At 31.9% G+C, this 24,239-nt stretch carries 17 protein-coding genes and 4 tRNA genes; 16 read left to right on the forward strand and 5 right to left on the reverse strand.

Annotation, left to right across the window (positions count from 1 at the left end; translation table 11 throughout):
• From uvrC to ACWI69_RS05565, 7 genes are all read left to right on the forward strand, one after another.
• Complete coding sequence (uvrC, locus tag ACWI69_RS05535; protein ID WP_448820870.1) at window positions 1–1,767, forward strand: excinuclease ABC subunit UvrC; 1,767 nt, start codon at window positions 1–3, stop codon at window positions 1,765–1,767.
• A gap of 4 nt (window positions 1,768–1,771) precedes the next feature.
• On the forward strand, window positions 1,772–2,704 hold the full coding sequence (locus tag ACWI69_RS05540; protein WP_448820852.1) for a hypothetical protein: 933 nt from the start codon (window positions 1,772–1,774) through the stop codon (window positions 2,702–2,704).
• Between the two features lie 3 nt (window positions 2,705–2,707).
• Window positions 2,708–4,216, forward strand: coding sequence for a SpoIIE family protein phosphatase (locus ACWI69_RS05545; RefSeq protein WP_448820871.1), 1,509 nt, complete (start codon window positions 2,708–2,710; stop codon window positions 4,214–4,216).
• Between the two features lie 144 nt (window positions 4,217–4,360).
• Window positions 4,361–4,543: a hypothetical protein gene (locus tag ACWI69_RS05550; RefSeq protein WP_448820853.1), complete on the forward strand. Its 183-nt coding sequence runs from the start codon at window positions 4,361–4,363 to the stop codon at window positions 4,541–4,543.
• A gap of 9 nt (window positions 4,544–4,552) precedes the next feature.
• Window positions 4,553–5,605, forward strand: coding sequence for a carbamoyl phosphate synthase small subunit (locus ACWI69_RS05555; RefSeq protein WP_448820854.1), 1,053 nt, complete (start codon window positions 4,553–4,555; stop codon window positions 5,603–5,605).
• 40 nt (window positions 5,606–5,645) lie between these two features.
• Window positions 5,646–8,852 carry a carbamoyl-phosphate synthase large subunit gene (carB, locus tag ACWI69_RS05560; RefSeq protein ID WP_448820855.1) on the forward strand — a complete coding sequence of 1,069 codons (3,207 nt, stop codon included), beginning with the start codon at window positions 5,646–5,648 and terminating at the stop codon, window positions 8,850–8,852.
• 256 nt (window positions 8,853–9,108) lie between these two features.
• On the forward strand, window positions 9,109–11,715 hold the full coding sequence (locus tag ACWI69_RS05565) for a cation-translocating P-type ATPase (RefSeq protein WP_448820856.1): 2,607 nt from the start codon (window positions 9,109–9,111) through the stop codon (window positions 11,713–11,715).
• A gap of 36 nt (window positions 11,716–11,751) precedes the next feature.
• Here ACWI69_RS05565 and ACWI69_RS05570 read toward each other — a convergent pair.
• The 5 genes from ACWI69_RS05570 to hflX all read right to left on the reverse strand — a co-directional run bounded on the left by ACWI69_RS05570 (window position 11,752) and on the right by hflX (window position 13,974).
• Window positions 11,752–11,828 (reverse strand) — tRNA-Met (locus ACWI69_RS05570).
• Window positions 11,829–11,831: 3 nt separating this feature from the next.
• Window positions 11,832–11,907: transfer RNA gene (locus tag ACWI69_RS05575), tRNA-Ala, on the reverse strand.
• Between the two features lie 2 nt (window positions 11,908–11,909).
• Window positions 11,910–11,984, reverse strand: a tRNA-Glu gene (locus ACWI69_RS05580).
• 20 nt (window positions 11,985–12,004) lie between these two features.
• Window positions 12,005–12,080: transfer RNA gene (locus ACWI69_RS05585), tRNA-Gly, on the reverse strand.
• Window positions 12,081–12,180: 100 nt separating this feature from the next.
• On the reverse strand, window positions 12,181–13,974 hold the full coding sequence (hflX, locus tag ACWI69_RS05590; protein WP_448820857.1) for a GTPase HflX: 1,794 nt from the start codon (window positions 13,972–13,974) through the stop codon (window positions 12,181–12,183).
• Window positions 13,975–14,150: 176 nt separating this feature from the next.
• Between hflX and ACWI69_RS05595 the strand changes: the two genes are divergently transcribed.
• The 9 genes from ACWI69_RS05595 to pyrE all read left to right on the forward strand — a co-directional run bounded on the left by ACWI69_RS05595 (window position 14,151) and on the right by pyrE (window position 23,985).
• Window positions 14,151–15,347: a dicarboxylate/amino acid:cation symporter gene (locus ACWI69_RS05595; RefSeq protein ID WP_448820858.1), complete on the forward strand. Its 1,197-nt coding sequence runs from the start codon at window positions 14,151–14,153 to the stop codon at window positions 15,345–15,347.
• Window positions 15,348–15,570: 223 nt separating this feature from the next.
• On the forward strand, window positions 15,571–17,202 hold the full coding sequence (locus ACWI69_RS05600; protein ID WP_448820859.1) for a Na/Pi cotransporter family protein: 1,632 nt from the start codon (window positions 15,571–15,573) through the stop codon (window positions 17,200–17,202).
• A gap of 52 nt (window positions 17,203–17,254) precedes the next feature.
• On the forward strand, window positions 17,255–18,382 hold the full coding sequence (locus ACWI69_RS05605) for an aminotransferase class V-fold PLP-dependent enzyme (RefSeq protein WP_448820860.1): 1,128 nt from the start codon (window positions 17,255–17,257) through the stop codon (window positions 18,380–18,382).
• A gap of 209 nt (window positions 18,383–18,591) precedes the next feature.
• On the forward strand, window positions 18,592–19,656 hold the full coding sequence (pyrB, locus tag ACWI69_RS05610) for an aspartate carbamoyltransferase (RefSeq protein ID WP_448820861.1): 1,065 nt from the start codon (window positions 18,592–18,594) through the stop codon (window positions 19,654–19,656).
• Between the two features lie 30 nt (window positions 19,657–19,686).
• Window positions 19,687–20,490 (forward strand): dihydroorotate dehydrogenase electron transfer subunit, encoded by an 804-nt coding sequence (locus ACWI69_RS05615; RefSeq protein WP_448820862.1) that lies wholly within the window; start codon window positions 19,687–19,689, stop codon window positions 20,488–20,490.
• 13 nt (window positions 20,491–20,503) lie between these two features.
• Window positions 20,504–21,421: a dihydroorotate dehydrogenase gene (locus ACWI69_RS05620; RefSeq protein ID WP_448820863.1), complete on the forward strand. Its 918-nt coding sequence runs from the start codon at window positions 20,504–20,506 to the stop codon at window positions 21,419–21,421.
• Between the two features lie 23 nt (window positions 21,422–21,444).
• Window positions 21,445–22,173 carry an orotidine-5'-phosphate decarboxylase gene (pyrF, locus tag ACWI69_RS05625; RefSeq protein ID WP_448820864.1) on the forward strand — a complete coding sequence of 243 codons (729 nt, stop codon included), beginning with the start codon at window positions 21,445–21,447 and terminating at the stop codon, window positions 22,171–22,173.
• The gene (locus tag ACWI69_RS05630; protein ID WP_448820865.1) at window positions 22,164–23,369 is read left to right on the forward strand and encodes a dihydroorotase; all 1,206 of its coding nucleotides are present in this window, start codon (window positions 22,164–22,166) and stop codon (window positions 23,367–23,369) included. The genes pyrF and ACWI69_RS05630 overlap by 10 nt, the downstream gene beginning before the upstream one ends.
• Window positions 23,362–23,985 (forward strand): orotate phosphoribosyltransferase, encoded by a 624-nt coding sequence (pyrE, locus tag ACWI69_RS05635; RefSeq protein ID WP_448820866.1) that lies wholly within the window; start codon window positions 23,362–23,364, stop codon window positions 23,983–23,985. Before ACWI69_RS05630 ends, pyrE begins: the two co-directional genes overlap by 8 nt.
• Window positions 23,986–24,239 lie beyond the last annotated feature (254 nt).

Raw genomic sequence — 24,239 nt, forward strand, 5'->3', positions numbered from 1 at the left:
ATAACGATTTTTAATAAAGAGGTTCCAGATAATCCTGGAGTTTATTTAATGAAAAATAGTTCTAAAGTTATATATGTGGGAAAGGCTAAGAATTTATCTAAAAGAGTCTCCTCTTATTTTAATAGAGAGCATCAAGATGAAAAAACGAGGGAACTTGTTAAGAACATTGATGATTTAGATTTTATAATTTGTAATACAGAGATAGATGCCCTAATTTTAGAAAATAATTTAATAAAAAAATATTCTCCGAAGTATAATATTAGCTTAAAAGACGAGAAAACTTATCCGTATCTTTTAATTACACGCGAACATTTTCCAAAGATATCAATTGTTAGAACAACTAAAAAATTAAATCCTAATTTAGGGGATTACTTTGGTCCATATCCCCATGGTGCTTGGAACTTAAAAAAAACTCTTTCAAAATTCTATCAAATCAGAGACTGCAATAGAGATATGGAAAAAACTTATCCAAAACCTTGTTTAAAGTTTTATATGAAACTTTGTAGTGGTCCATGTATTAATAAATCTATTATTTCTCAATATCAAGATAATATAAAAGATATAAAAGAGATTTTAAAGGGAAACACCAAAGTAATACTGGAAAAGCTCCACAATCAGATGTCTGTCGCTGCAGAAAATATGGAATTTGAAAAAGCTATTTTCCTTAGAGAGCAAAAAAAGGAGATTGAAACGAATATTCAAACTCAGATAAGTGATGCGAATAATGCTATTGATGAAGATGTATTTATATTTAATTTAGAGGATAGTAAAATTTTTTTATGTATTTTAAATATTCGAGATGGTAAAATTTTAGGAAAAAATTTCCATGTTATCAATTTAGAAGAAAAATTTTATGACGATATTTTAGAAGAAACTCTTATGGCTTATTATTCTAAATTTCCTATTCCTAAAAATATTATTTTTCAAGAAAACTTAGAGATGTATCAGGATAAAATTAATAACCTATTTCAAAGTATTTTTAATAAAAAGTTGTTGTTGTTTTTCCCTAAAATTAAATCCAGAAGAAAAGAGCTGTTAGATATGGGTCTACTCAATTTAAAAAAAGACATGGATAATTTTTATAATAAAAAATCCATTGTTGAAAAAGGATTAAATGATCTCTATATAAAACTGAAACTAAAAAGATTTCCATTTAAAATTGAGTGTTTTGATATTTCTAATATCCAAGGAAAAGATGCTGTTGCATCAATGAGTGTCTCAGTGGAAGGTAGGAAAGCTAAGAAATTTTATAGAAAATTTAAAATTACAACTAAGGATACTCCAGATGATTTTCAAATGATGAGGGAAGTCATAGAGAGAAGATATAGCAAACTTCCTACTGAGGAGTTTCCAGATATTATATTGATTGATGGTGGACTTGGACAGATCAATGCAGTCGGTAAAATTTTAGAAGGGATTGGAAAAGGTGGAATTTCAGAACTTTTAAGCATTGCAAAAAAAGAAGAGGAAATTTATAAATATACAGAAAATATACCATATATATTCTCTAAAAGTGATGAAGCTTTAAAAATTTTGCAAAGAGTTAGGGATGAAGCTCATAGATTTGGTGTCACTTACCATAGAATACTTAGAAACAAAAGGGTTATTTCTAGTGAATTAGATAGTATTCCGGGGATTGGTCCGAAGAGAAAAGAACTTCTCTTAAAAACTTTTGGTTCTGTTAAACAAATAAAAAATGCTACTTTAGGTGAGCTTGAAGAGATAGTCCCAAGACACCTAGCCTTAAAAATAAAGGAGATGATTTAATATTATGAAAAAAATTATTTTACTTTTTTCTTTAATAACTCTTGTGGGATGTTCTCAGTTCTCCAGTAGAAAAGATCAAAGCCAAAATATCGTATTTCAAAACTCAATACCTCAAGGAAAATATGGTTTCACAATTGTTTCTCTAAATTATCCTCAAAACTATAATGAAAAAATATTATTTTTCAAACAATTAAATTCAAATTTGGAAGACTTAAATGATATTCAAATCAATGGACTGAATATTCTTGTTTCAAATGAGATGAATCAAGATTTCGTATCGATCTTAAATACTGGATGGTTCGATAAGGAAATTATTGGAATGAAAGTAGTTGAAGATCTTACAAGAGAAGACATCGATTACTTAAATACTTTAGCTATTACTACACCCGAAAATGCGGGAAACTTACAGAAACTTTTAAATAGACAGTACTACCTATTACTACAACTTACCGACAGTGAAAATATGTATAATTCAGAGTATTTGTATACTGAACTTGATAAAAGCATTCTAATGGAAACTGTACTATTAAATAGAAAATCTTTAATTGAGAATTTAAGTAGAATTAAAAAGAACTTTATATATTTTGCAACTGATGAGAGACCAAATGTTCCGTTATATTCACCGACTACTGATCTAAATTTAAATAAATTTTCTAGTAATCCTGTTATTTTTGAAAAATCATCTACAGAGTCTGGGTTTAAAGTTTTTTCTAATAATTTAATTCTTTATGTTGGAAATGGGAAAAAATTAAATTCAACTGAAGACTATGAATTGACTGCAAAGATTGTAACTCCAATATCCTTAGATGAGTTAAAAGATATCTCTAGAAATTCGATGGGAGTTTCTAAAATTTTAAAATGGAAAAGAAAAGAATGGCAAAAGAATATAACGGATGAAACTTTAGAAAAAAAATTTTCCACATGGGAGGGTAACTAATTGATTATATACTCTTCTTTTATTATTTTATTTTTTATATTTTTTTTGATTTTGAAGAAACAAGAGAAAAAAAACTTTGAAGAAACGAGTAAAATTCTTAAAAGTTTTGTCAGTAAAGAATTTTTAAATGATATATCTGAAGATTTAAAAAATGACTATGAAAGAGCGACGGGAGCTATTATAAAACAAGACTTGGAATTAGATAATTCTATTGAAGAACTTAGAGAATATAAAAAAGAACTCGAAGTTACTTATGAATCCCTTCTGACTAAATCAAAACAATTAGAATACAGTAATCAAGTTTTGGAGCAAAGAGTTGCTAGTTTATCTAATATTAACTCTCTTTCAAGAACTGTTTTGTCTATAATGGAGTTAGATAAGATAATCTCCACTATTCTTGATGCTTATTTTGTTTTAACTGGAGCTAAAAGAATCTCACTCTATTTATGGGAGGATGGCAAATTAATCAATAAAAGAATAAAGGGGGAGATACACTTTAGGGGGGAATTAAGTTACCCTGAAGAAATTTTATCTCAATTTACTCGGAAAGATTATAAGAAAATTTATAATGAAATGTTAAAAGGTTTTTCTATTACACCAGATGAAAAAATAATTGCTTCTCCACTTACAGTAAAAGGAAAGGAGCTTGGAGTTATTTTTATAATCGAAGATAAATCAAAACTTATCAAAAGTGATGAGGAAACCATTTCAGCTTTAACTATCCAAGTTGCCATTGCCATTAATAACGCACAAATATATTCCGATTTGGTTATTAAGGAGAGAATGTCTCAAGAACTTGAGGTGGCATCAAGAATACAAAAAAGAATTATTCCAAAAAAGATAAAAAAAGTTTTAGGGCTTGATGTAGCAACTTTTTTTGAACCTGCTAAAGAGATAGGGGGAGACTATTATGATTATTCGCTTTTAGATGATAATACTTTTAGTATTACTATAGCGGATGTCAGTGGAAAAGGTGTTCCAGCAGCCTTTCTTATGGCTTTGGGGAGGTCTGTTTTAAAAACTTTGGAACTCCAAGGAGAGCAACCATGTTGTAATGTTAGAAAACTTAATAAGCTTATTTATCCAGATATAACGGAGGATATGTTTATAACAATGATGCATAGTAAATATGATTATAGTACCAAAATTATTACGTATTCAAATGCAGGACACAATCCTTTAGTTATGTATAATAGTTTTACGAAAGAGATTGAAACACATTCTGTAAAAGGGGTAGCAATTGGATTTTTAGATGACTACAGTTATAAGCAGGGAAAGATTCAATTGAATGTTGGCGATATTGTTATCTATTATACTGATGGAATCACTGAGGCTGAAAATAAAGACAAAGAACTTTTTGGAATAGAAAGACTAAAAAATATTTTGCTTGAAAGCTCTCATCTTTCTTCAAAAGATATAAAGCAAAATTTGCTATCTGAAATTAATAAATTTCAAAATGGTTGTGAACAAAATGACGATATAACATTTGTTATAATCAAAAGAGAAGAGTAATAAAGAGTATGAAAAAATTTAAAATATATGGATATTATTGATTGACTAGTATTAATCTTGTTGTAAACTTATAAAAAATAAAAATTGACAACTTTTTAGATTTAGTATATAATCTCTCCTAGAGCAAAAAAAGGAGGATGAAGTATGGTTTTTAAAAATGGCACGAAAATTAAGAAAAAAAAGAAAAACTGTTTGTCATTTTTAAATTTATTTATTTCATTTATTAATAATTTATTTATATTTTTTAATTTTTTAGTTTTTAATTTTAATATTTATATAGACAAGGAATATGATTTTCATATTCCTTTTTTTATGCAAAAAATTTAGGAGGTTTAGATGAAGGGGAAGTTAATTCTTGAAAACGGAATGAGTTTTGATGGGAAAATTTTTGGAGAATTAGGTGAAAGCGTTGGAGAGCTTGTGTTTAATACAGGAATGACAGGGTACCAAGAGTTACTTACTGATCCATCATATTATGGTCAAATTGTTGTTATGACTTATCCAATGGTTGGAAACTATGGAATAAACTTAGAGGATATGGAATCTAATGGCGTAAAGTTAAAAGGATTTATTATTAAAGAGGACGCAAAGCTTCCAAATAACTTTAGATGTGAAATGACATTAGATGGATTTTTAAGACAATACAATGTAGTTGGTTTTAAAGGTGTGGATACGAGACATCTAACTAAAATAATAAGAGAACAAGGAGCAATGAAAGCTCTGATAACTTCAAAAGATTTAACTCAAAAAGAAATAGATGAGCATTTTGCAAAATTTAATAATAGTGATGCTGTAGAAAAAGTGAGTACAAAAGAGATATACGAGATTCCGGGAACAGGAAAAAGAATAGGGGTTATAGATTTTGGTGTTAAAAGAAATATTTTAAGATCATTTGAAAAAAGAGGAGTTCATCAAATTGTATTTCCTTGGAATGTGACAGCAGAAGAGTTACTATCTCATGATTTAGATGCTGTGTTTTTATCAAATGGACCGGGAGATCCTGCTGAACTAACTGGAGTTATAGATGAAATAAAAAAATTAGTTGGAAAACTGCCTATTGTTGGAATATGTTTAGGGCATCAGTTGCTAGCTTGGGCTTTGGGTGGAACAACAACAAAGCTGAAGTATGGACATAGAGGATGTAACCATCCAGTTAAAGATTTAGAAAAAAATAGAATATTTATAACATCACAAAATCATGGTTATGTTGTAGATAAAGTGCCTGAATCAATGAAAGTGACACACATTAATTTAAACGATAACTCCATTGAAGGAATGAGAAGTGAAGAGCATAAAATTTTATGTGTACAGTATCACCCAGAAGCGTGGCCAGGGCCAGCTGATTCAGAATATCTATTTGATGATTTTTTAAAAGTAATAGAGGGATAATTTTTGAGGACATTTAAGGAGAGTTTGTAGGAGGCGTATAATGTTAGATAAATCAATAAAAAAGACACTGGTGATAGGATCGGGACCAATCATAATAGGACAAGCGGCAGAGTTTGATTATTCAGGAACTCAAGCGTGTGAGACACTAAAAAAAGAGGGGATAGAAGTTATATTAATAAATTCTAACCCAGCAACAATAATGACAGATAAAGCAGTAGCAGATAAAATATACATAGAGCCAATCACAGCAGAGTTTGTGGAAAAAGTAATTGCAAAAGAGAGACCAGATTCTATTTTAGCTGGAATGGGTGGGCAAACAGCACTAAACATGGCAGTTGAATTAAATGATAAAGGAATACTTGAGAAATACAATGTAAGAGTTATAGGAACGTCTATTGAATCTATAAAAAGAGGAGAAGATAGAGAGTTATTTAGAGAGGCTATGAATAAAATTGGAGAGCCTACAATAGAGAGTAAAATAGTTGAGACTTTAGAAGATGGATTTAAAGTTGCAAAAGAGATTGGATATCCAGTTGTTGTGAGACCAGCTTATACGTTGGGGGGAACAGGAGGGGGAATTGCAGATAATCCTCAAGAGTTAGAAGATATTTTATTAAAAGGATTGAAATTATCAAGAGTCGGACAAGTGTTGATTGAAAAATCAATCTTAGGATGGAAAGAGGTTGAATACGAGGTAATTAGAGATAAAGATGGAAACTGTATAACTGTTTGTAACATGGAAAATATAGATCCAGTTGGTATCCATACGGGAGACTCCATAGTTGTTGCACCATCTCAAACTCTTTCAGATAGAGAGTATCAAATGCTAAGAACATCAGCATTGAAAATAATAAATGAGATTGGAGTGGTTGGAGGTTGTAACGTTCAGTTTGCTCTTCATCCAAAATCATTTGAATATGCAATTATTGAGATAAATCCAAGAGTTTCTAGATCCTCTGCATTAGCTTCAAAAGCTACGGGATATCCAATAGCAAGAGTTGCAACAAGATTGTCTTTAGGATATACACTAGATGAAGTTGTAAATGAAGTAACTGGAAAAACTTTTGCATGTTTTGAACCAGCATTAGACTATATAGTTGTAAAAATTCCAAAATGGCCATTTGATAAATTTAAAAAAGCAAATAAAAGATTAGGCACAAAGATGATGGCAACTGGAGAGGTTATGGCTATTGGAAATAACTTTGAAGCTGCATTTTTAAAGGGATTGAGATCACTAGAGATTGGAAGGTACAATTTAGAGCATCCTGTGGTGAAAAAAATGACAATGGAAGAGTTAAAGGAAATTGTCGTAAGACCTGATGATGAGAGAATATTTGTTGTTGCTGAGATGTTAAGAAGAGGATATGTAAAAGAGAAATTACAGAAGTTAACTGGAATAGATAAGTTTTTTATGGAGAAATTGGAATGGCTCGTAAAACAAGAGGAGCTAATGAAAAAGATGGAACTTAAAGATTTAGATGAAAAATTCTTAAAAAATGCCAAGAAAAAAGGGTTTTCAGATAAAGGAATAGCTCAATTATTGAATGTGACAGAGCAAGACATTGCTAGAAAAAGAAGAAACTATGGTATTAAACCAGTTTATAAAATGGTTGATACGTGTGCAGGAGAGTTTGCTGCAGATTCATCATATTTTTATTCAACATATGATCAGTTTGATGAAGTGGATGTAACAGATAAAAAGAAAGTTATAGTAATAGGGTCTGGTCCAATAAGAATAGGGCAAGGAATCGAATTTGACTATTGTACAGTTCATTCAATAAAAACTTTAAGAAATATGGGAATAGAAAGCATTATTATAAATAATAATCCAGAAACAGTATCTACAGACTTCTCAACTGCGGATAGACTTTACTTTGAGCCATTGGTGACAGAGGATGTTATGAATATTATTGACAAAGAGAAACCAGCTGGTGTTATTATTCAATTTGGAGGACAAACAGCTATAAAATTAGCTAATGATCTAAGAGATAGAGGTGTTACAATCCTTGGAACTTCAGCTGAGATGGTTGATGCTGCAGAAGATAGAGAAAAGTTTGAAGATATAATGGAAAAGTTGGATATAAAAAGACCAAAAGGTAGAGCAGTGTGGGATATTGAAGCTGGAAAGAAAATAGCTACAGAAGTACAGTACCCTGTTTTGGTGAGACCTTCATATGTATTAGGTGGTCAAGGGATGGAGATTTGTCATGACGAGTATAACCTTGTTAACTATTTAAAAGCTTCTTTTGAAAGAGATCCTGAAAATCCAGTTTTAATAGATAAATATTTAAATGGAATTGAAGTGGAAGTAGATGCAATATGTGACGGTGAAGATATTTTAATACCTGGAGTTATGGAGCACTTGGAAAGAGCGGGAATACACTCTGGAGACTCAATAACAATATACCCTCCACAAAACTTATACGAGGGAACAGAAAAGAAAATTGAAGAGATTACAAGGAAAATAGCAAAAGAATTAAAAATAAAGGGTATGATGAATATTCAGTTTATCGCGTATGAAAATGAATTGTATGTAATTGAGGTAAATCCTAGGTCATCAAGAACAGTCCCTTATATAGCAAAAATATCTGGAGTTCCAGTGATTGATATAGCAACAAAAGTTATAATGGGAGAAAAACTTAAAAACCTAGGATTTGGAACAGGTATTTATAAAAAGCCATCTGTAGTTGCAGTTAAAGTTCCGGTATTCTCAACAGAGAAATTATCAGGAGTTGAAGTTTCATTGGGACCTGAGATGAAATCTACAGGAGAAGTTTTAGGAGTTGGACATACAGCAGATGAAGCTATATTTAAAGGTCTTTTAGGTGGTGGAAGAGTTCAGAATGTAAGAAACAGAAAGGTACTTCTAACAATAAGAGATAAGGATAAAGATGAATTTTTACCAGTGGCAAAATCATTAAAAAATTTAGGGTGTCAACTGTTTGCAACAGAAGGGACTCAAAGGTACTTAGCAGAGAAGGGAATTGAGGCAGTAGCTGTAAGAAAGATAAATGAAGAGTCGCCAAATATTTTAGATCTATTAAAAAATAGAGAGGTAGATTTGTTAGTGAATACTCCAACTAAGGCAAATGATGCTCAAAGAGATGGTTTTAAAATAAGAAGAACGGCTATTGAGTATGGAGTAGAGGTACTAACTTCGATAGATACTCTGAATGCTATAATAAAAGTTCAAGAATTGAATGTTGACAAGATGGATTTAGATATATTTGACATTGGACAAATATAAAAAAGTTGACAATTCTAGAAAAAAAGTATAGACTCATATCAAGCAATATGAAAATAAAGATATACTCAAAGGGAGTAGTCAAAAGTATGGTATCAACATCTCGATTTGAAAGAATCTGGTACTATACACCTAAAAAAGGTGACAAGACTTTTAGTGTAGGGTTTAACCTATACTGAAAGTCTTTTTTTTTGAAAAATGAAAATGTGTATTAAGTCAGTAAATAGTTAAAAGTATAAAAGTATATGGAGGGAAATTTATGAAGGATTTTTATTTGAGAAGTAAAGATGAACTATTTGGATATTTTGATACTTCTGAACAGGGGTTAGGAGAAAAAGAATTGGAAAATTTAAGGGAGAAGTATGGGGAAAATATCTTGAATGCTAAAGAGAAAAAAAGTGCACTAGTAATTTTTTTAGAGCAATTTAAGGATTTTTTAGTAATAATTTTGTTAGTTGCGGCGGCAATTTCGTTTATTTCTGGGAATAGAGAGAGTACGATAGTTATCTTAGCAGTTATAGTAATGAATGCTATTTTAGGAACTGTTCAACACTTGAAGGCAGAAAAATCCTTAGAGAGTCTGAAGAAAATGTCTTCTCCGAAGGCTAAAGTTATAAGAGATGGAGAAAAACGAGAGATAGACTCATCAGAGCTACTTCCGGGGGATATAGTATTGCTAGAGGCAGGAGATATTGTTCCTAGTGACGGGAGAGTTTTAGAAACACACTCTTTGATGGTCAATGAAAGTTCATTAACAGGTGAATCCGATAATGTTGAAAAAGTGTGCCAAGCTATTGATATATCAGGTTTAACCATAGCAGATCAAAAAAATATGGTTTTCTCAGGAAGTTTAGTGACTTACGGAAGAGCAAAAGTTTTAGTGACAGCGATAGGAATGAAAACAGAATTAGGAAAGATTGCATCCCTACTAGATGAAACTAAAGAAACAATGACACCGCTTCAAAAATCATTGGAAAGATTTGGAAAAAAATTATCGATAGCAATAATAATTTTATGTATTGTTGTATTTTTTATGAGTGTAGCTAGAGGGGTAAATATATTGGAGTCATTGATGTTTGCTGTAGCTTTAGCAGTAGCTGCCATTCCAGAGGCCTTGGGATCCATAGTAACAATTGTTTTAGCGATTGGAACTCAAAAGATGGCAAAAGAACACGCTATTATAAAGAAACTTCATTCAGTAGAGTCATTGGGGTGTATTTCTGTGATTTGTTCTGATAAAACAGGAACATTGACACAAAATAAAATGACAGTTAGACAACTTTATGTTGGGGATGAAGTGATTGAAACTGGAGAGATTGATTTGAATTCAAAAGTGGAAACTGAACTTTTAAGAAGTGCTATTTTGTGTAGTGATGCAGTAAATAATAATGGACAAGAGATTGGAGATCCAACTGAGGTAGCACTAGTAAATATAGGTCATAAATATAATTTGAAGGAAGTTGAAATTAGGAATAAATATCCTAGATTGAAGGAATTGCCATTTGATTCAGATAGAAAAATGATGAGTACTTTAAATGAGATTGAAGGGAAAAATTATTTAATAACTAAGGGAGCACCAGATATTATTGTAGAAAAAGCCAAGTATATTTTAAGAAAAAATGGAAATATTGAAGAGATATTAAAGACAGATATAGAAAATATTAAAAAGACAAATATAAGTTTTGCAGAACATGGATTGAGAGTTTTAGCTTTTGCAATGAAAGGGATGAATGAGGTAAGAGAATTAGAGTTTTCAGATGAAAGTAATTTTATATTTATAGGATTAATTAGTATGATTGATCCACCTAGAGAGGAGTCAAAGGAGGCTGTAAAAAGTTGTGTAAGAGCGGGAATAAAACCTGTTATGATAACAGGAGATTATAAAGTTACAGCTAAAGCTATTGCAAGAGAGATAGGGATATATAAAGATGGTGATGAAACATTAAATGGTGTTGAAGTTGAAAAAATGAATGATGAAGAACTTATGAAACACGTTGAAAGAGTATCAGTTTATGCTAGAGTATCGCCGGAACATAAGATTAGAATTGTCTCAGCGTGGCAAAAATTGGGTAAAATTTGTGCTATGACAGGAGATGGAGTGAATGATGCACCAGCTCTAAAAAAAGCAGATGTAGGGATAGCTATGGGGATAACAGGAACAGAAGTTTCAAAAGATGCAGCCTCTATGATATTAACTGATGATAATTTTTCTACAATAATAAAATCGGTTGTAACGGGAAGAAATTTGTATGCAAATATAAAAAATTCTATAAGATTTTTATTATCAGGAAATACGGCAGGTATTTTGGCAGTATTTTATGCCTCATTGGTAGGATTGCCTGCGATATTTGCCCCAGTTCACCTGTTGTTTATAAACTTATTAACGGATAGTTTACCAGCGATTGCTATAGGAATGGAACCTTCACATGGAGATGTGCTTGATGAAAAACCAAGAGAAGCCAATGCGCCGTTATTAGATAAAAAATTGTCTGGAAGAATTTTAATGGAGGGGATATTGATTGCAACCGTAACAATGATAGCATTTTATTTAGGATATACGAAGGAAAATATTGGTTTGGGGAGTACTATGGCGTTTTCAACACTATGTTTAGGAAGGTTGTTTCATGGATTTAATTGTAGAGGAAATGGTTCTGTGATAAGACTGGGGATAACAAGTAATATGTTTAGTATATATGCGTTTTTAATGGGAGCCATATTACTGTATATAGTTCTATTGATTCCATCATTTCATGAAATGTTTGCAATATCAGATTTAAGTATTATGAACTTTGGAGAAATAACAGTATTGGCATTTATACCAACATTGATAATTCAAGTATCAAAATATATAAAATATGGTGGATAAAAAAACACCCTTTTAATAAGGGTGTTAAAATTCAAATGGTGCCTAGAAAAGGATTCGAACCTTCGACCGCTCGGGTATGAACCGAGTGCTCTAGCCAACTGAGCTATCTAGGCAAATGGTGGAGATAAGCGGAGTCGAACCGCTGACCTACGCAGTGCAAGTGCGTCGCTCTCCCAACTGAGCTATATCCCCAATGGTACCCCGTAGGGGAATCGAACCCCTGTTTATAGAGTGAAAATCTATTGTCCTTACCACTGAACGAACGGGGCAGGTGTACCAATTATTTTGTTGGAGCGGGAGACGAGGGTCGAACTCGCGACATTCAGCTTGGAAGGCTGACGCTCTACCAACTGAGCTACTCCCGCAATCACAAAAGTATAGTATCATAATCTAAAAAAAATGTCAATGCAATTTTTTAAAAAATAAAAAGCCAATGGTTTTGGCTTTTTATTTGAAATATATGGTTTAAATTTCTTTTATAATAAAGTTGACACATTTATTGTAGATTTCATCACTGACAGTAGCAACGATTAGTGTTCCATCAGCCTCATAAGATTCACTTTCGATAACAGCATTTCTATGTAGATAGGCATTGACAGAGCTATCTGAATATGGAATTAAAAGTTCTACTTTTTTCATAGTTCTAGGCAGAGAAGTTGTGATTTTATCCATCAGTAAATCAATATTGATCTCATTTTTAGCACTGATTTCGACAATATCCATATAGTTATACAATTCTTTTAATCTCCTGATTTGTTCTTCAGTAGCTATATCACATTTATTTAGAGCAAGTATAGTTGGTTTATCAATTGCTCCTAATTCTGTTAAAACATTTTCAACAGATTTAATTTGTTGAACAACAGTATCACTTGAAGCATCAACTAGGTGGACAAGTAAATCAGAAAAAATAACTTCTTCCAGTGTAGATTTAAAAGCCTCAATTAAATCATGAGGAAGTTTTCTAACAAAACCTACAGTGTCAGTTAAAGCAGTGATTCTTTTGTCCGGAAGAATCATAGTTCTAGTAGTTGCATCTAAAGTGGCAAAAAGCATATTTTCGGCAAACACAGCTTCCTTTTTTACTGTATTGTCACTTGGATACATTTCTACAAGGAGATTTCTAAGGGTTGATTTTCCGACATTGGTATATCCAACCAGAGAGACTCTAGGTATACCTGATCCCTCTCTTTTAGTTCTTTGAAGAGCTCGTATCTTTTTGATTTTTTCCAACTCTTGCTTAAGAGCAAAAATTTCATCTTTGATTCTTCGTCTATCAATTTCCAGTTTTTTTTCTCCGGGACCTTTGGTACCGATACCTCCTCCTGTCCTAGACATAATACTTCCTAGACCAATAAGTCTTTGACTTCTATATTTAAGTTGAGCCAATTCGACTTGTATTTTAGCTTCTCTAGTCCTTGCTCTTCTAGCAAAAATTTCAAGGATAAGTATTGTTCTATCAATAACCTTACAACCTGTAACGGCCTCTAAATTTTTGATTTGAACCCCACTTAACTCCTCGTCAAAAATTATTAAATTAGCATTTTTAATTTGTCTTAACAGAGCTAACTCTCTGACTTTACCGCTACCGATATAGAAAATATTATCAATTTTTTTTATTTTTTGAAAAATTCGACCAGCAACACTAACGTCGCAAGCTCTAGCTAATTCCTCTAGTTCATCTAAACTTTCCTCAGAGTCGACACCAACAACAATAGCATATTCACTATCATCCTCAACAACATCACTTTTTCTGAGGTCGGATTCAATTTCTAAAACTTTGTCCAAATAATCTATTGGCATAATTTTATCTAGAGATAAATTCTCAATCTCTTCGTAAGTAAGTTCTTGATTTTCTATTTTACAATATCCTATATTTATTCCCGTTATCTCTGTTTCTCCAACACCGATAGCTAATATAGCATCCAATTTTAATTTTAATAGAGCTGAAATATCAATCATAGAAAGTTTAGAATATCCATTGGGATGAGTATGAATAACCTTAACTCCACTCAATTTCTTACTAGAGATTGCTAAAATAGGGAGTTCAACACTGTTACTGTCTCCAATAGCAACCTCCAATACTTTTCCTTTTCTATCAATTGAAACACTAATTTCACGATTTATCATCCTAGTTATATCAGCCATAAGTGCAACAATTTCAGGGCTAACAAGTTTTCCTTTCTCAACAGTCATACTATAAATAGTGTTTAATTCTGCTAAAATAGAATCTCTAACTCCTTCAACATTACCTTTTATCATATTTCACATCCTTGATTTTAATATAATTAAATTTTCACACTAATTTTACTACATATATATGAAAAATACAAATTTAATGGCATTTATGCAAAAAACAGTTGCAAATCTGGTGAAAATGTAGTATTAATTATGTTATTGATTACTTTATAAACAAGGTTAAGAATTGGGAGGAAAAAATGAGAAAAATAGGTCTTTTACCAAAACTGATTTTAGCAATTATAATTGGTATTGGAGTAGGTATGTTAGGTATGGAGGTACCAATAAGGTCATTAGCTACATTTAATGGTATTTTTGGAAACTTTTTAAAATTTTCAATACCACTTATCATAGTTGGATTTGTGGCACCGGGAATTGGTGAATTAGGAACTGGAGCGGGTAAACTATTGGGAATTACAACAGGAATAGCGTACATATCGACAGTTTTAGCTGGCTCATTTACATATTTTGTAAATACAGGAGTATTTAAGATGCTTTTAAAAACAGGTTCAATGTTAGAAACAGCGGATAATCCAGAGCACGCGTTGTTATCAGGGTATTTAACAATAAATATGCCACCGATAATGGATGTAATGACAGCACTGTTAATAGCTTTTATTATCGGAATAGGAATTGCAATCGTAAAAGGGAATGCAATGAGAAACGTAATGAATGAGTTTCAAAAAGTTGTAGAAGCAATTATTAAAAGTATAATTATTCCATTTTTACCATTGCACATAGCTGGAATATTTGCAAATATGACTTATGCTGGGCAAGTTGCAACAATATTGACAGTATTCTCTAAAGTGTTTGGTGTAATTATTTTACTACATCTGACAGTTTTATTAATACTTTACTTTATTGCTGGAGGAATGGCAGGAGCAAACCCAATTAAACTATTAAAGACTATGTTACCGGCATATTTTACTGCTATTGGAACACAGTCCTCAGCTGCTACTATACCTGTAACACTGAATCAAACTAAAGAAAATGGTGTAAATATGGGGATTGCAGAGTTTGTTGTGCCTCTTTGTGCAACAATACATCTTTCAGGGAGTACAATAACTTTGGTAAGTTGTGCTATGGCAATAATGATGCTAAATGGAATGACTATCGCTTTTGGAACAATGTTTGGATTTATATTGATGCTTGGAGTTACAATGGTTGCTGCACCGGGAGTTCCTGGAGGAGCAGTTATGGCCGCATTGGGAATTATTGAAACAATGCTAGGATTCCCACCAACATTGACATCTATAATGATAGCTCTTTATTTGGCACAAGATAGTTTTGGAACCGCTTGTAATGTAACTGGAGATGGAGCGATAGCTATTATTGTAAATAAAATTGCAGGATTCAAACTTGAGAAAAACTCAAAAGAAATTTTCGATAATATTTAGTATCTAAAAAAGAAATTTTCAGTAAAAGTATGAGTTAGAAGGGGTGTTGAAAAAAACACCTCTTTTTTATATTATAAAAATTTTTTTGTATGTAAAAAACGTGTAAATTTTAAGTTAAAAAATGGTTTTTTATTTTACATTTATTAAAATACGTGTTAGAATTTATCAGATTGACTATTTAAGCAAAAAATTAAAATAAAAAAGTAGAAGTTTAGGAGGAAAAATGTACTTAGATATCTTTTTTAAGGTTCTAGGAGGACTGGGTCTGTTTTTATATGGAATGGAGAACATGTCTAAAGGAATGCAAAAAATGGCAGGAGAGAGATTGAAAAAAATTCTTGCTATGCTGACAACAAACCGTTTTATGGCAATAGGAATGGGAGTATTTGTAACAGCACTAGTTCAATCTTCATCTGTAAGTACTGTAATGACGATAGGTTTTGTTAACGCGTCGCTATTGACTTTAAAACAAGCACTAGGGGTAATACTAGGAGCAAATATAGGAACGACAATAACTGGATGGATACTAGTTTTGAAAATAGGAATATACGGGCTTCCAATGGCTGGAGCAGCAGCAATTTCAACAATGTTCTTTACAAGCGAAAAGGCAAGGACAAGAGCAATGGCAATTATGGGATTGGGGCTTATATTCTTTGGATTAGAATTGATGAGTGATGGTCTAAAACCACTGAGATCACTGCCAGAGTTCGTCTCTCTTTTTCACGCATTTACAGCAAATACATATTTTGGAGTATTAAAAGCAGCAGCAGTTGGTGCTTTACTTACAGCAGTTGTACAATCCTCTTCCGCAACATTGGGAATTACAATAACGTTAGCTGTACAGGGACTAATTGACTATCCAACTGCGGTAGCACTAGTTTTAGGAGAGAACGTAGGAACAACAATAACAGCTTTATTAGCATCATTAAATGCCACAGCAAATGCGAAAAGAGCAGCCTATGCACATACAATAATTAATATTGTGGGAGTTTTATGGGCGACAACAATATTTAGATTTTACTTAGGATTCTTAGAACATATTTTAGATCCTGATAATAATTTGACAGCAGCTATCGCGACAGCTCACACAATGTTTAATATTCTTAACGTGTGTTTATTTATACCATTTATAGGATATTTAGCTGACTTTTTATGTAAAGTTGTAAAGTCAGATTCTCCAATTGCAAAGGAGAGAGTAACACATTTGGATATTTTGATGGCGGATACACCATCAGTAGTAGTTGAACAGACACAAAAAGAGATTTTAATTATGGGAACTCATATAAAAGATATATTTACCAAACTGGACAATGTTCTTGCGGGAAGAGAGAAGATAGATAATCAAGTTGGAAAAATAGAGAAGCTAGAAGACACATTAGATTTATTCCAAAAAGAGATATCGGATGTAAATTTCCATATTTTAAGTAAAACGTTGGATTATACAAATGCTGAAGATACTAGAGAAAATCTGCAAACTTGTGATGAATATGAAACTGTGAGTGACTACTTGCTGAGAATTGCAAAGACAATGAAAAAAATGCAGGACAATGGAATTGAGTTGAGCGAATATAAGAGAGCCACGTTGAATGAATTACACAATAATGTTGAAGAGTTGTTTGATGATATAAATAGAGCTTATGAACTAAGAGATAGAGATTTATTTATGGCGACAATAAAAAAATGTAATTTTATAAAGGAAGAATATAAAAGAGCAAGAGCGGAACACTTAGAACACGTTTCAGAAAATATAATGCCAGCTATGCTAAGTACAGGATATATGGATATCTTAAACAACTATAGAAGGATAAAAGATCATCTGTACAATATAGTTGAAGTTTTTGCAAAAATAAACTAAGATAAGAGAGAGGAGGAATCCTCTCTTTATTATTTTTTAAGAGGAGAAATGTATGAAGACATATTATTTTGATAACTCAGCAACAAGTTCGCCGAAACCAGAAAGAGTTTTAAGGGCTTTAGATTTAAGTGTAAGAGAGTACAATGCAAACCCAGGAAGAGCAGGGCATAGAAAAGCTGTAGAGACTGGAAGAAAAATCTATGAAGTGAGAGAGAAAATAGCACAATTTTTTAATGTAAAAAACAGTTTAAATATAGCATTTACAGCGAATGCAACAGAAGCTTTAAACTTTGCAATAAAGGGAGGAATTCCTGAAAAATCACACGTGATAACAACTAATTTTGAACATAACTCTGTTTTAAGACCGCTATTTTATATGCGAGATGAGAAAGAGGTAAAATTAACTTTTGTTAATACGTATGATGAAATAGAAAAAAATATAACTTCAGAGACAAAAGCTGTTGTAATTAACCATATATCCAATGTGAATGGAACAGTACAAGATATAGATGTCATTGGAAAAATATGTAAAAAATATAGTCTTTTATTTATATTGGACGCTTCTCAAAGTGCAGGATATTCATATATAGATATGGAAAAATATAATATTGATATATTGTGTTTAACAGGACATAAATCACTTTTTGGAATACAGGGAATAGGGGCAATTTGTTTAAAAGATGGAGTGGAAATTAGACCACTTTTAGAAGGAGGAACAGGAAGTTTTTCAAAACTTTTAAGACAACCAAAAGAGATGCCAGAACTTTTGGAGGCAGGAACGTTAAATACTCCGGGAATAATGAGCTTAGGAGCTGGAATAGACTTTATAAATGAAATTGGACTAGATAAAATAAGAGAGCACGAAAATAGATTGAGTGAAAGATTTTTAAGTGGTTTAAAAGATATAGAAAAAATAAAAGTTTATAAAAGTTTAACAAATGAGCAAGGGCCTGTCATAAGTTTAAATATAGATGGAGTTGATAGTGGGGATTTAGCTCAAATTTTAGATGAAGAGTTTGGTATTTTTGTGAGGTCTGGCTTTCACTGTGCACCTCTAGCTCATAAAACTATTGGAACTTATGAACAGGGAGCGGTAAGATTTTCTTTTGGATATTTCAATACATATAAAGAGATTGAGTTTGTACTATCTGTGTTAAAAAATATAGCTTTACAAATTTAAAGAGGTGTGATATACTTTCAAAAGTGTAAAAAAATAAGGAGGATAGAGAGTGAAAAAACTGTTAAGTATTTTTGGATTGAAAAAAGAAAAAAAGAAAAAAACATTATTTTCATTATTTTTATCTTTTAATTTTAATATATGGAATAGAAGTTACATTAATTTGTAATTTCTATTCCTTTTTTTTTAACTAAAATTATTGAGGAGGAAAAATGAGGGATTTTATTTCAATGAAAGATTTTACAAAAGAAGATATTTTAGAGGTTTTAAGAGTAGCAAAAGAGTTAGAGAAAAAAAATGAAAAACTTTTGGAAAACAAAATAGTTGGAAGCTTATTTTTCGAACCTTCAACGAGAACAAGATTGTCATTTACATCAGCAGCTTATAGATTAGGAGCCAAAGTTTTAGGATTTGATTCTCCAGATGCAACCTCTTTAAAAAAAGGTGAATCGTTAAGAGATACAATAAAGATGACAGAAGCATACTCAGATGTAATTGTTATGAGACACAATAGAGATGGAGCAGCTAGATTTGCGGCAGATATAGCAAAAGTACCTGTTATAAATGCTGGAGATGGAACAAACGAACACCCAAGTCAAACTCTTTTAGATTTATATACAATTGAAAAAGAGTTTGGGAGTATAGAGGGAAAGAAGATAGCTTTTGTGGGAGATTTAAAGTATGGAAGAACAGTTCATTCATTGACAAAAGCTTTAGAGATGTTTAAATGCGAATTCTACTTTATAGCACCAGAAGTAATCCAAATACCAGAATATATTATAAGAGAGCTTGAGAAAAAAGAAATAAAATACCATATTTTAAATGACTATAAAGATATTTTAAAAGAGATAGATATACTGTATATGACAAGAATACAAAAAGAAAGATTTGATAGTCAAGAGGATTATGAGAAAGTAGCTGGAGTTTACATCATAGATAAAGAAAGTATTGTAGATAGATGTAAAGAGAACATGATAATTTTACATCCATTGCCTAGGGTAGATGAAATAAAAATAGATTTAGATGAAACAAAGCACGCTAAATATTTTGAGCAAGCAGCAAATGGAGTCCCAACAAGAGAGGCGATTTTTTCAATAGCATTGGGATTAGTAAAAATAGAGAAAAGTAACGTAATAGAAAAAGATATTAAGAAATCAAAAGAGGTTATTTGTAACAATGAAAAGTGTATAACAAAATTTGAGGAAACAGAAAACAAGTATGTTGTAGATAAAGAACAGGAATATTGTTACTACTGTAATAGAGAGATAAAAAAATAAAATATTTTAAGATAGATTTGGGAGGAAAAGATGTTTTTAGAGGACTGTAAGGTATTGGAGAATTGTAAAATTGGAGAAAACTACTACTTGATAAAGGTAAAATCTGAGAAAGCTTCTCAACACTCGAAAGCTGGACAATTTTTTATGTTAAAATTGAAAAACGAGATAAGAATTTTAAGAAGACCAATCAGTCTTCATTATGTGGATAAAGATGAAAAGATTTTAGAGTTTTATTATGAGGTAAAAGGTGGAGGAACAAAGGAGTTTGCTACACTTGAAGCTGGAGAAATCTTAAATATACAAGGACCTTTAGGAGCAGGGTTTACAACAGATGTAAAGGATAAAAAGTGTGTTATTGTTGGTGGAGGAATGGGAATTGCACCAACAAAATTACTAATAGATGAGTTAAAAAAACAAAATGAAGTTATATTTATAGCTGGTGGAAGAGAAAAAGAAGCTCTAAATATATTAGAAAATTTGAATTTAGAAGGAATAAAAACATATATAACAACAGATGATGGATCTCTAGGTGAAAAAGGGAATGTAATATCTGTTTTAAGTAGAGTTTTATCTGATGAAAAAATAGATATGGTTCAAACTTGTGGACCACATAAAATGATGGAAGCGGTAGCAGAGGTAGCATTAAAAGAAAATGTGTTTTGTGAAGTATCTTTAGAGGAGAGAATGGCGTGTGGAGTTAAAGCGTGTGTTGGATGTTCAATAAAAACATTGGATGGAATGAAAAAAGTTTGCCATGATGGACCAGTTTTTGATTCAAAAATAATATTGGATATAGATCCTAAAGAAAATATAGGGTGTAGCTGTGGAAACTAAGGGAGTGGAAAAGATGAATAGATTGAAAACAAATTTTTTAGGAAAAGAGTTTAAAAATCCAATGGTGACATCATCAGGATGTTTTGGTTTTGGATTGGAATATAAAGATTACTTTGACCCAAATGTTTTAGGGGGAATTGTAGTAAAGGGAATAACAATGGAAGCTAGAGATGGGAACTATGGAACTAGAATAGCAGAGACTCCAGGGGGAATGTTAAACTGTGTTGGACTTGAGAATCCGGGAATTGATTACTTTGAAAATGTAATTGTAAAAAATATAAAAGCATCTGGTATTGAATCTCCAATAATAGTTAATATAAATGGTAAAGTTATTGAGGAATATGTCGAAATAGCTAAAAGAGTGGAGAATATTCCTGAAGTTGATATGATAGAGTTAAATATATCATGTCCAAATGTAAAAGATGGAGGAATGGCATTTGGTGCTAAGCCAGAAGTAGCTGGAGCTGTAACAAAGGCTGTTAGAGAAGTAACAACAAAACCTTTGATTGTGAAGTTATCACCAAATGTAACTGATATAGTTCATATAGCAAAAGTTGTAGAAGAGAATGGTGCAGATGCAGTATCGTTAATAAATACTCTTCTGGGAATGGCAATAGATATCAAAAAGAGAAAACCTGTATTAGGAAATACTTTTGGAGGATTTTCTGGACCTGCAGTAAAGCCAGTAGCATTAAGAATGGTTTACCAAGTATATAAAAATGTAAATATACCAATAGTTGGAATGGGAGGAATCTCTTCCACTGAGGATGCAATAGAGTTTATGATGGCAGGAGCAACTATGGTGTCATTGGGAACGGGATTATTCTCAAATCCAATTTTACCAGTTGAAATAAAAGGTGGGCTAGAGAAGTTTTGTGAAGAGAATGGAGTGGAAAATATACAAGAGATTGTAGGGACAGCACACAACTAATAGATAAGAATAATGGAGGAAAAATGAATATTAAAGATAGATTAATAATAGCATTAGATTACTCAAATATGGAAGACGCTAAAAATATAGTTGAAATTTTAGGAGAAACAGTTTCTTTTTATAAAGTAGGCTTGGAGCTGTTTTTAAACTCAAAGGGAGAGATGGTAGAGTATCTTACTCAAAAAGGTAAAAAAGTATTTTTAGATTTAAAGTTTCATGATATTCCAAACACAACTACAATGGCATCACTATTTGCAGCTAAACAGAATGTATTTATGTTCAATGTACACGCGAGTGGCGGAAGAACTATGATGGAATCAGTTGTAAAGAGAGTAAAAGAGATAAATCCAGAAATACTATCAATTGCAGTAACAGTTTTAACAAGTTTTTCAGAAGAGGGATTAAAAGAAACTTTTAAAAGTGAATTAACATTAAAAGAGTTAGCTTTAAATTTAGCTAAATTGACAAAGGAAGCTGGAATGGATGGGATTGTGTGTTCACCATGGGAAGCAAAAGCTATAAAAGAGTTATGTGGAGAAAATTTTAAAACTGTGTGTCCGGGAGTTAGACCTAAGTGGTCAGTCGCTAATGATCAAGAGAGAATAATGACTCCTAAAGATGCTATATTAAGCGGATGTGATTATCTAGTTGTGGGAAGACCAATAACTAAAAATGAGAACCCTGTAGAAGCAGCTAAAAAAGTATTAGCTGAAATAGAGGAGGGAGTAAAAGAGGGAAGCCTATGTTGTTAAAAAACTGTAGAATTTTATATCATGGGGAAGAGGATATAAAAGATATTTTAATAGAAAAAGAAAAAATAGTCAAAATTTACAGTTGTTCAGAGGTAGAAGAGTTAGATATAGATGAGATTATAGATGTAGGTGGAAATTGGGTTTTACCGGGAGTGATGGACGTACATACACATATGAGAGATCCGGGGCTATCTCATAAAGAAGATTTTGAAACTGGAAGTAAAGCGTGTGCTAAAGGTGGAGTAACAACATTTATAGATATGCCAAATACAGTTCCAAACACAACGACAAAAGAGATTTTAGATACTAAGGAGAGTAATTCTAAAAATAGAAGCTATGTGGACTACGGATTTCACTTTGGGGGAAGTAGATTAGATAATAGTGAAGAGATAAGAAAAGTAAGAGATCGAGTAGCTTCAACTAAAATATTTCTGAATATGTCAACAGGTGATATGTTAGTTGAAGAGGAAAAAGTTCTGGAAAATTTATTTAAAGAATCTAAAATAATATCAGTTCACGCAGAGGAGGATATGGTGGATAGAGCTATAGATTTAGCTAGAAAATTTAAAAAGCCACTATATCTATGCCATCTTTCTAAAAAGAGTGAAGTTGAAAAGCTAAGAGCTGCAAAAAAAGAGGGGTTAAAAATATATGGAGAAGTAGCACCACATCACCTATTTTTAGATTCAAGTATGGCAAATTCACTGCTTATAATGAAGCCAGAATTAAAAGGTAAAGAGGATAATGAAGCTCTGTGGTTAGGATTAAAGGACGGAACTATTGATACAATAGGAACTGATCACGCACCGCATACTTTAGAGGAGAAAAGTTCTAAAACCACATATGGTATACCGGGAGTGGAAAACTCCTTAGAACTTATGTTGAAAGAGTTGAATAAAAAAATAGATATGAAAACTTTACAGAGAGTCATGTCAGAAAATCCAGCTAAAATATTTGGAATTATTGGAAAAGGAAAGATTGAAGTTGGATATGACGCTGATTTGGTTGTAGTAGATTTGAATAATAAAGAGACTATAAAAAATGAGAATGTAGTATCAAAATGTGGATGGACACCCTATAGTGGAATAGTAGGAGGGGGAAAAGTACTATTGACTATGGTGAGAGGTCATATTGTTTATAATGGTGAAAATTTTATAGAAAAAATTGGTGAAGGAGTGAAATATAAAAATGTCTAGAGAAAAAAATATAGCAAAATCATTGTTGGGAACAGAGGCAGTTAGATTAAGTGTAAAGGATCCATTCACTTTTGTGTCTGGAATAAAAAGTCCAATCTATTGTGATAATAGAAAAATGATAGGATTTCCTAAAGAGAGACAAGTTGTAGTAGATGCTTTTATAGAAATTTTAAAAGAAAAAGAGTTTGATATTGTAGCTGGAACAGCAACAGCAGGGATTCCATGGGCAGCCTTTATAGCTCAAGAGATGAATATACCAATGGCTTATATCAGAGGAGAGAAGAAAGCTCACGGTGCAGGAAGACAAATTGAGGGAGCTGAATTTGAAGGGAAAAAGGTAATAATAATAGAGGATCTAATATCGACAGGTGGAAGTTCAATAAAAGCTGTAGCAGCTGCAAGAGAAGCGGGAGCTATAGATGTTGAAGTGCTAGCAATATTCTCATATGAGTTTGAAAAGGCATATAAGAATTTTGAACAAGATCATATCCCTTGGACAGCACTTTCAAATTTTGCTTCCTTAATCAATGTTGCGACAGAGGAAAACTACATAGATTCAGCAGAGGCGGAAATAGCTTTAAAGTGGAATAAAAATCCTGATACTTGGGGAAGATAAGAGGTAGGTGGGAGGAGCCAGCGATGAGGCACATATTTCTATTGAGCGGTTAAAGATGTGAGTCGCTGGCTTTTATTCCTACATTACACTCTCTTCACACATTACCTTAGCTTGTTTTAACACAAGTTCTGTTGCATCCTCTGGGAGTATAAATAATTTTGTGTAAATAATAATTGCAGACCTTCTAGATTAATGATGTAATATCATTAAAATCTAGGAGGTTTTTTTATGGCAAGAAAAAGAATTGTTTCTGA

Source organism: Cetobacterium sp., assembly GCF_977044495.1.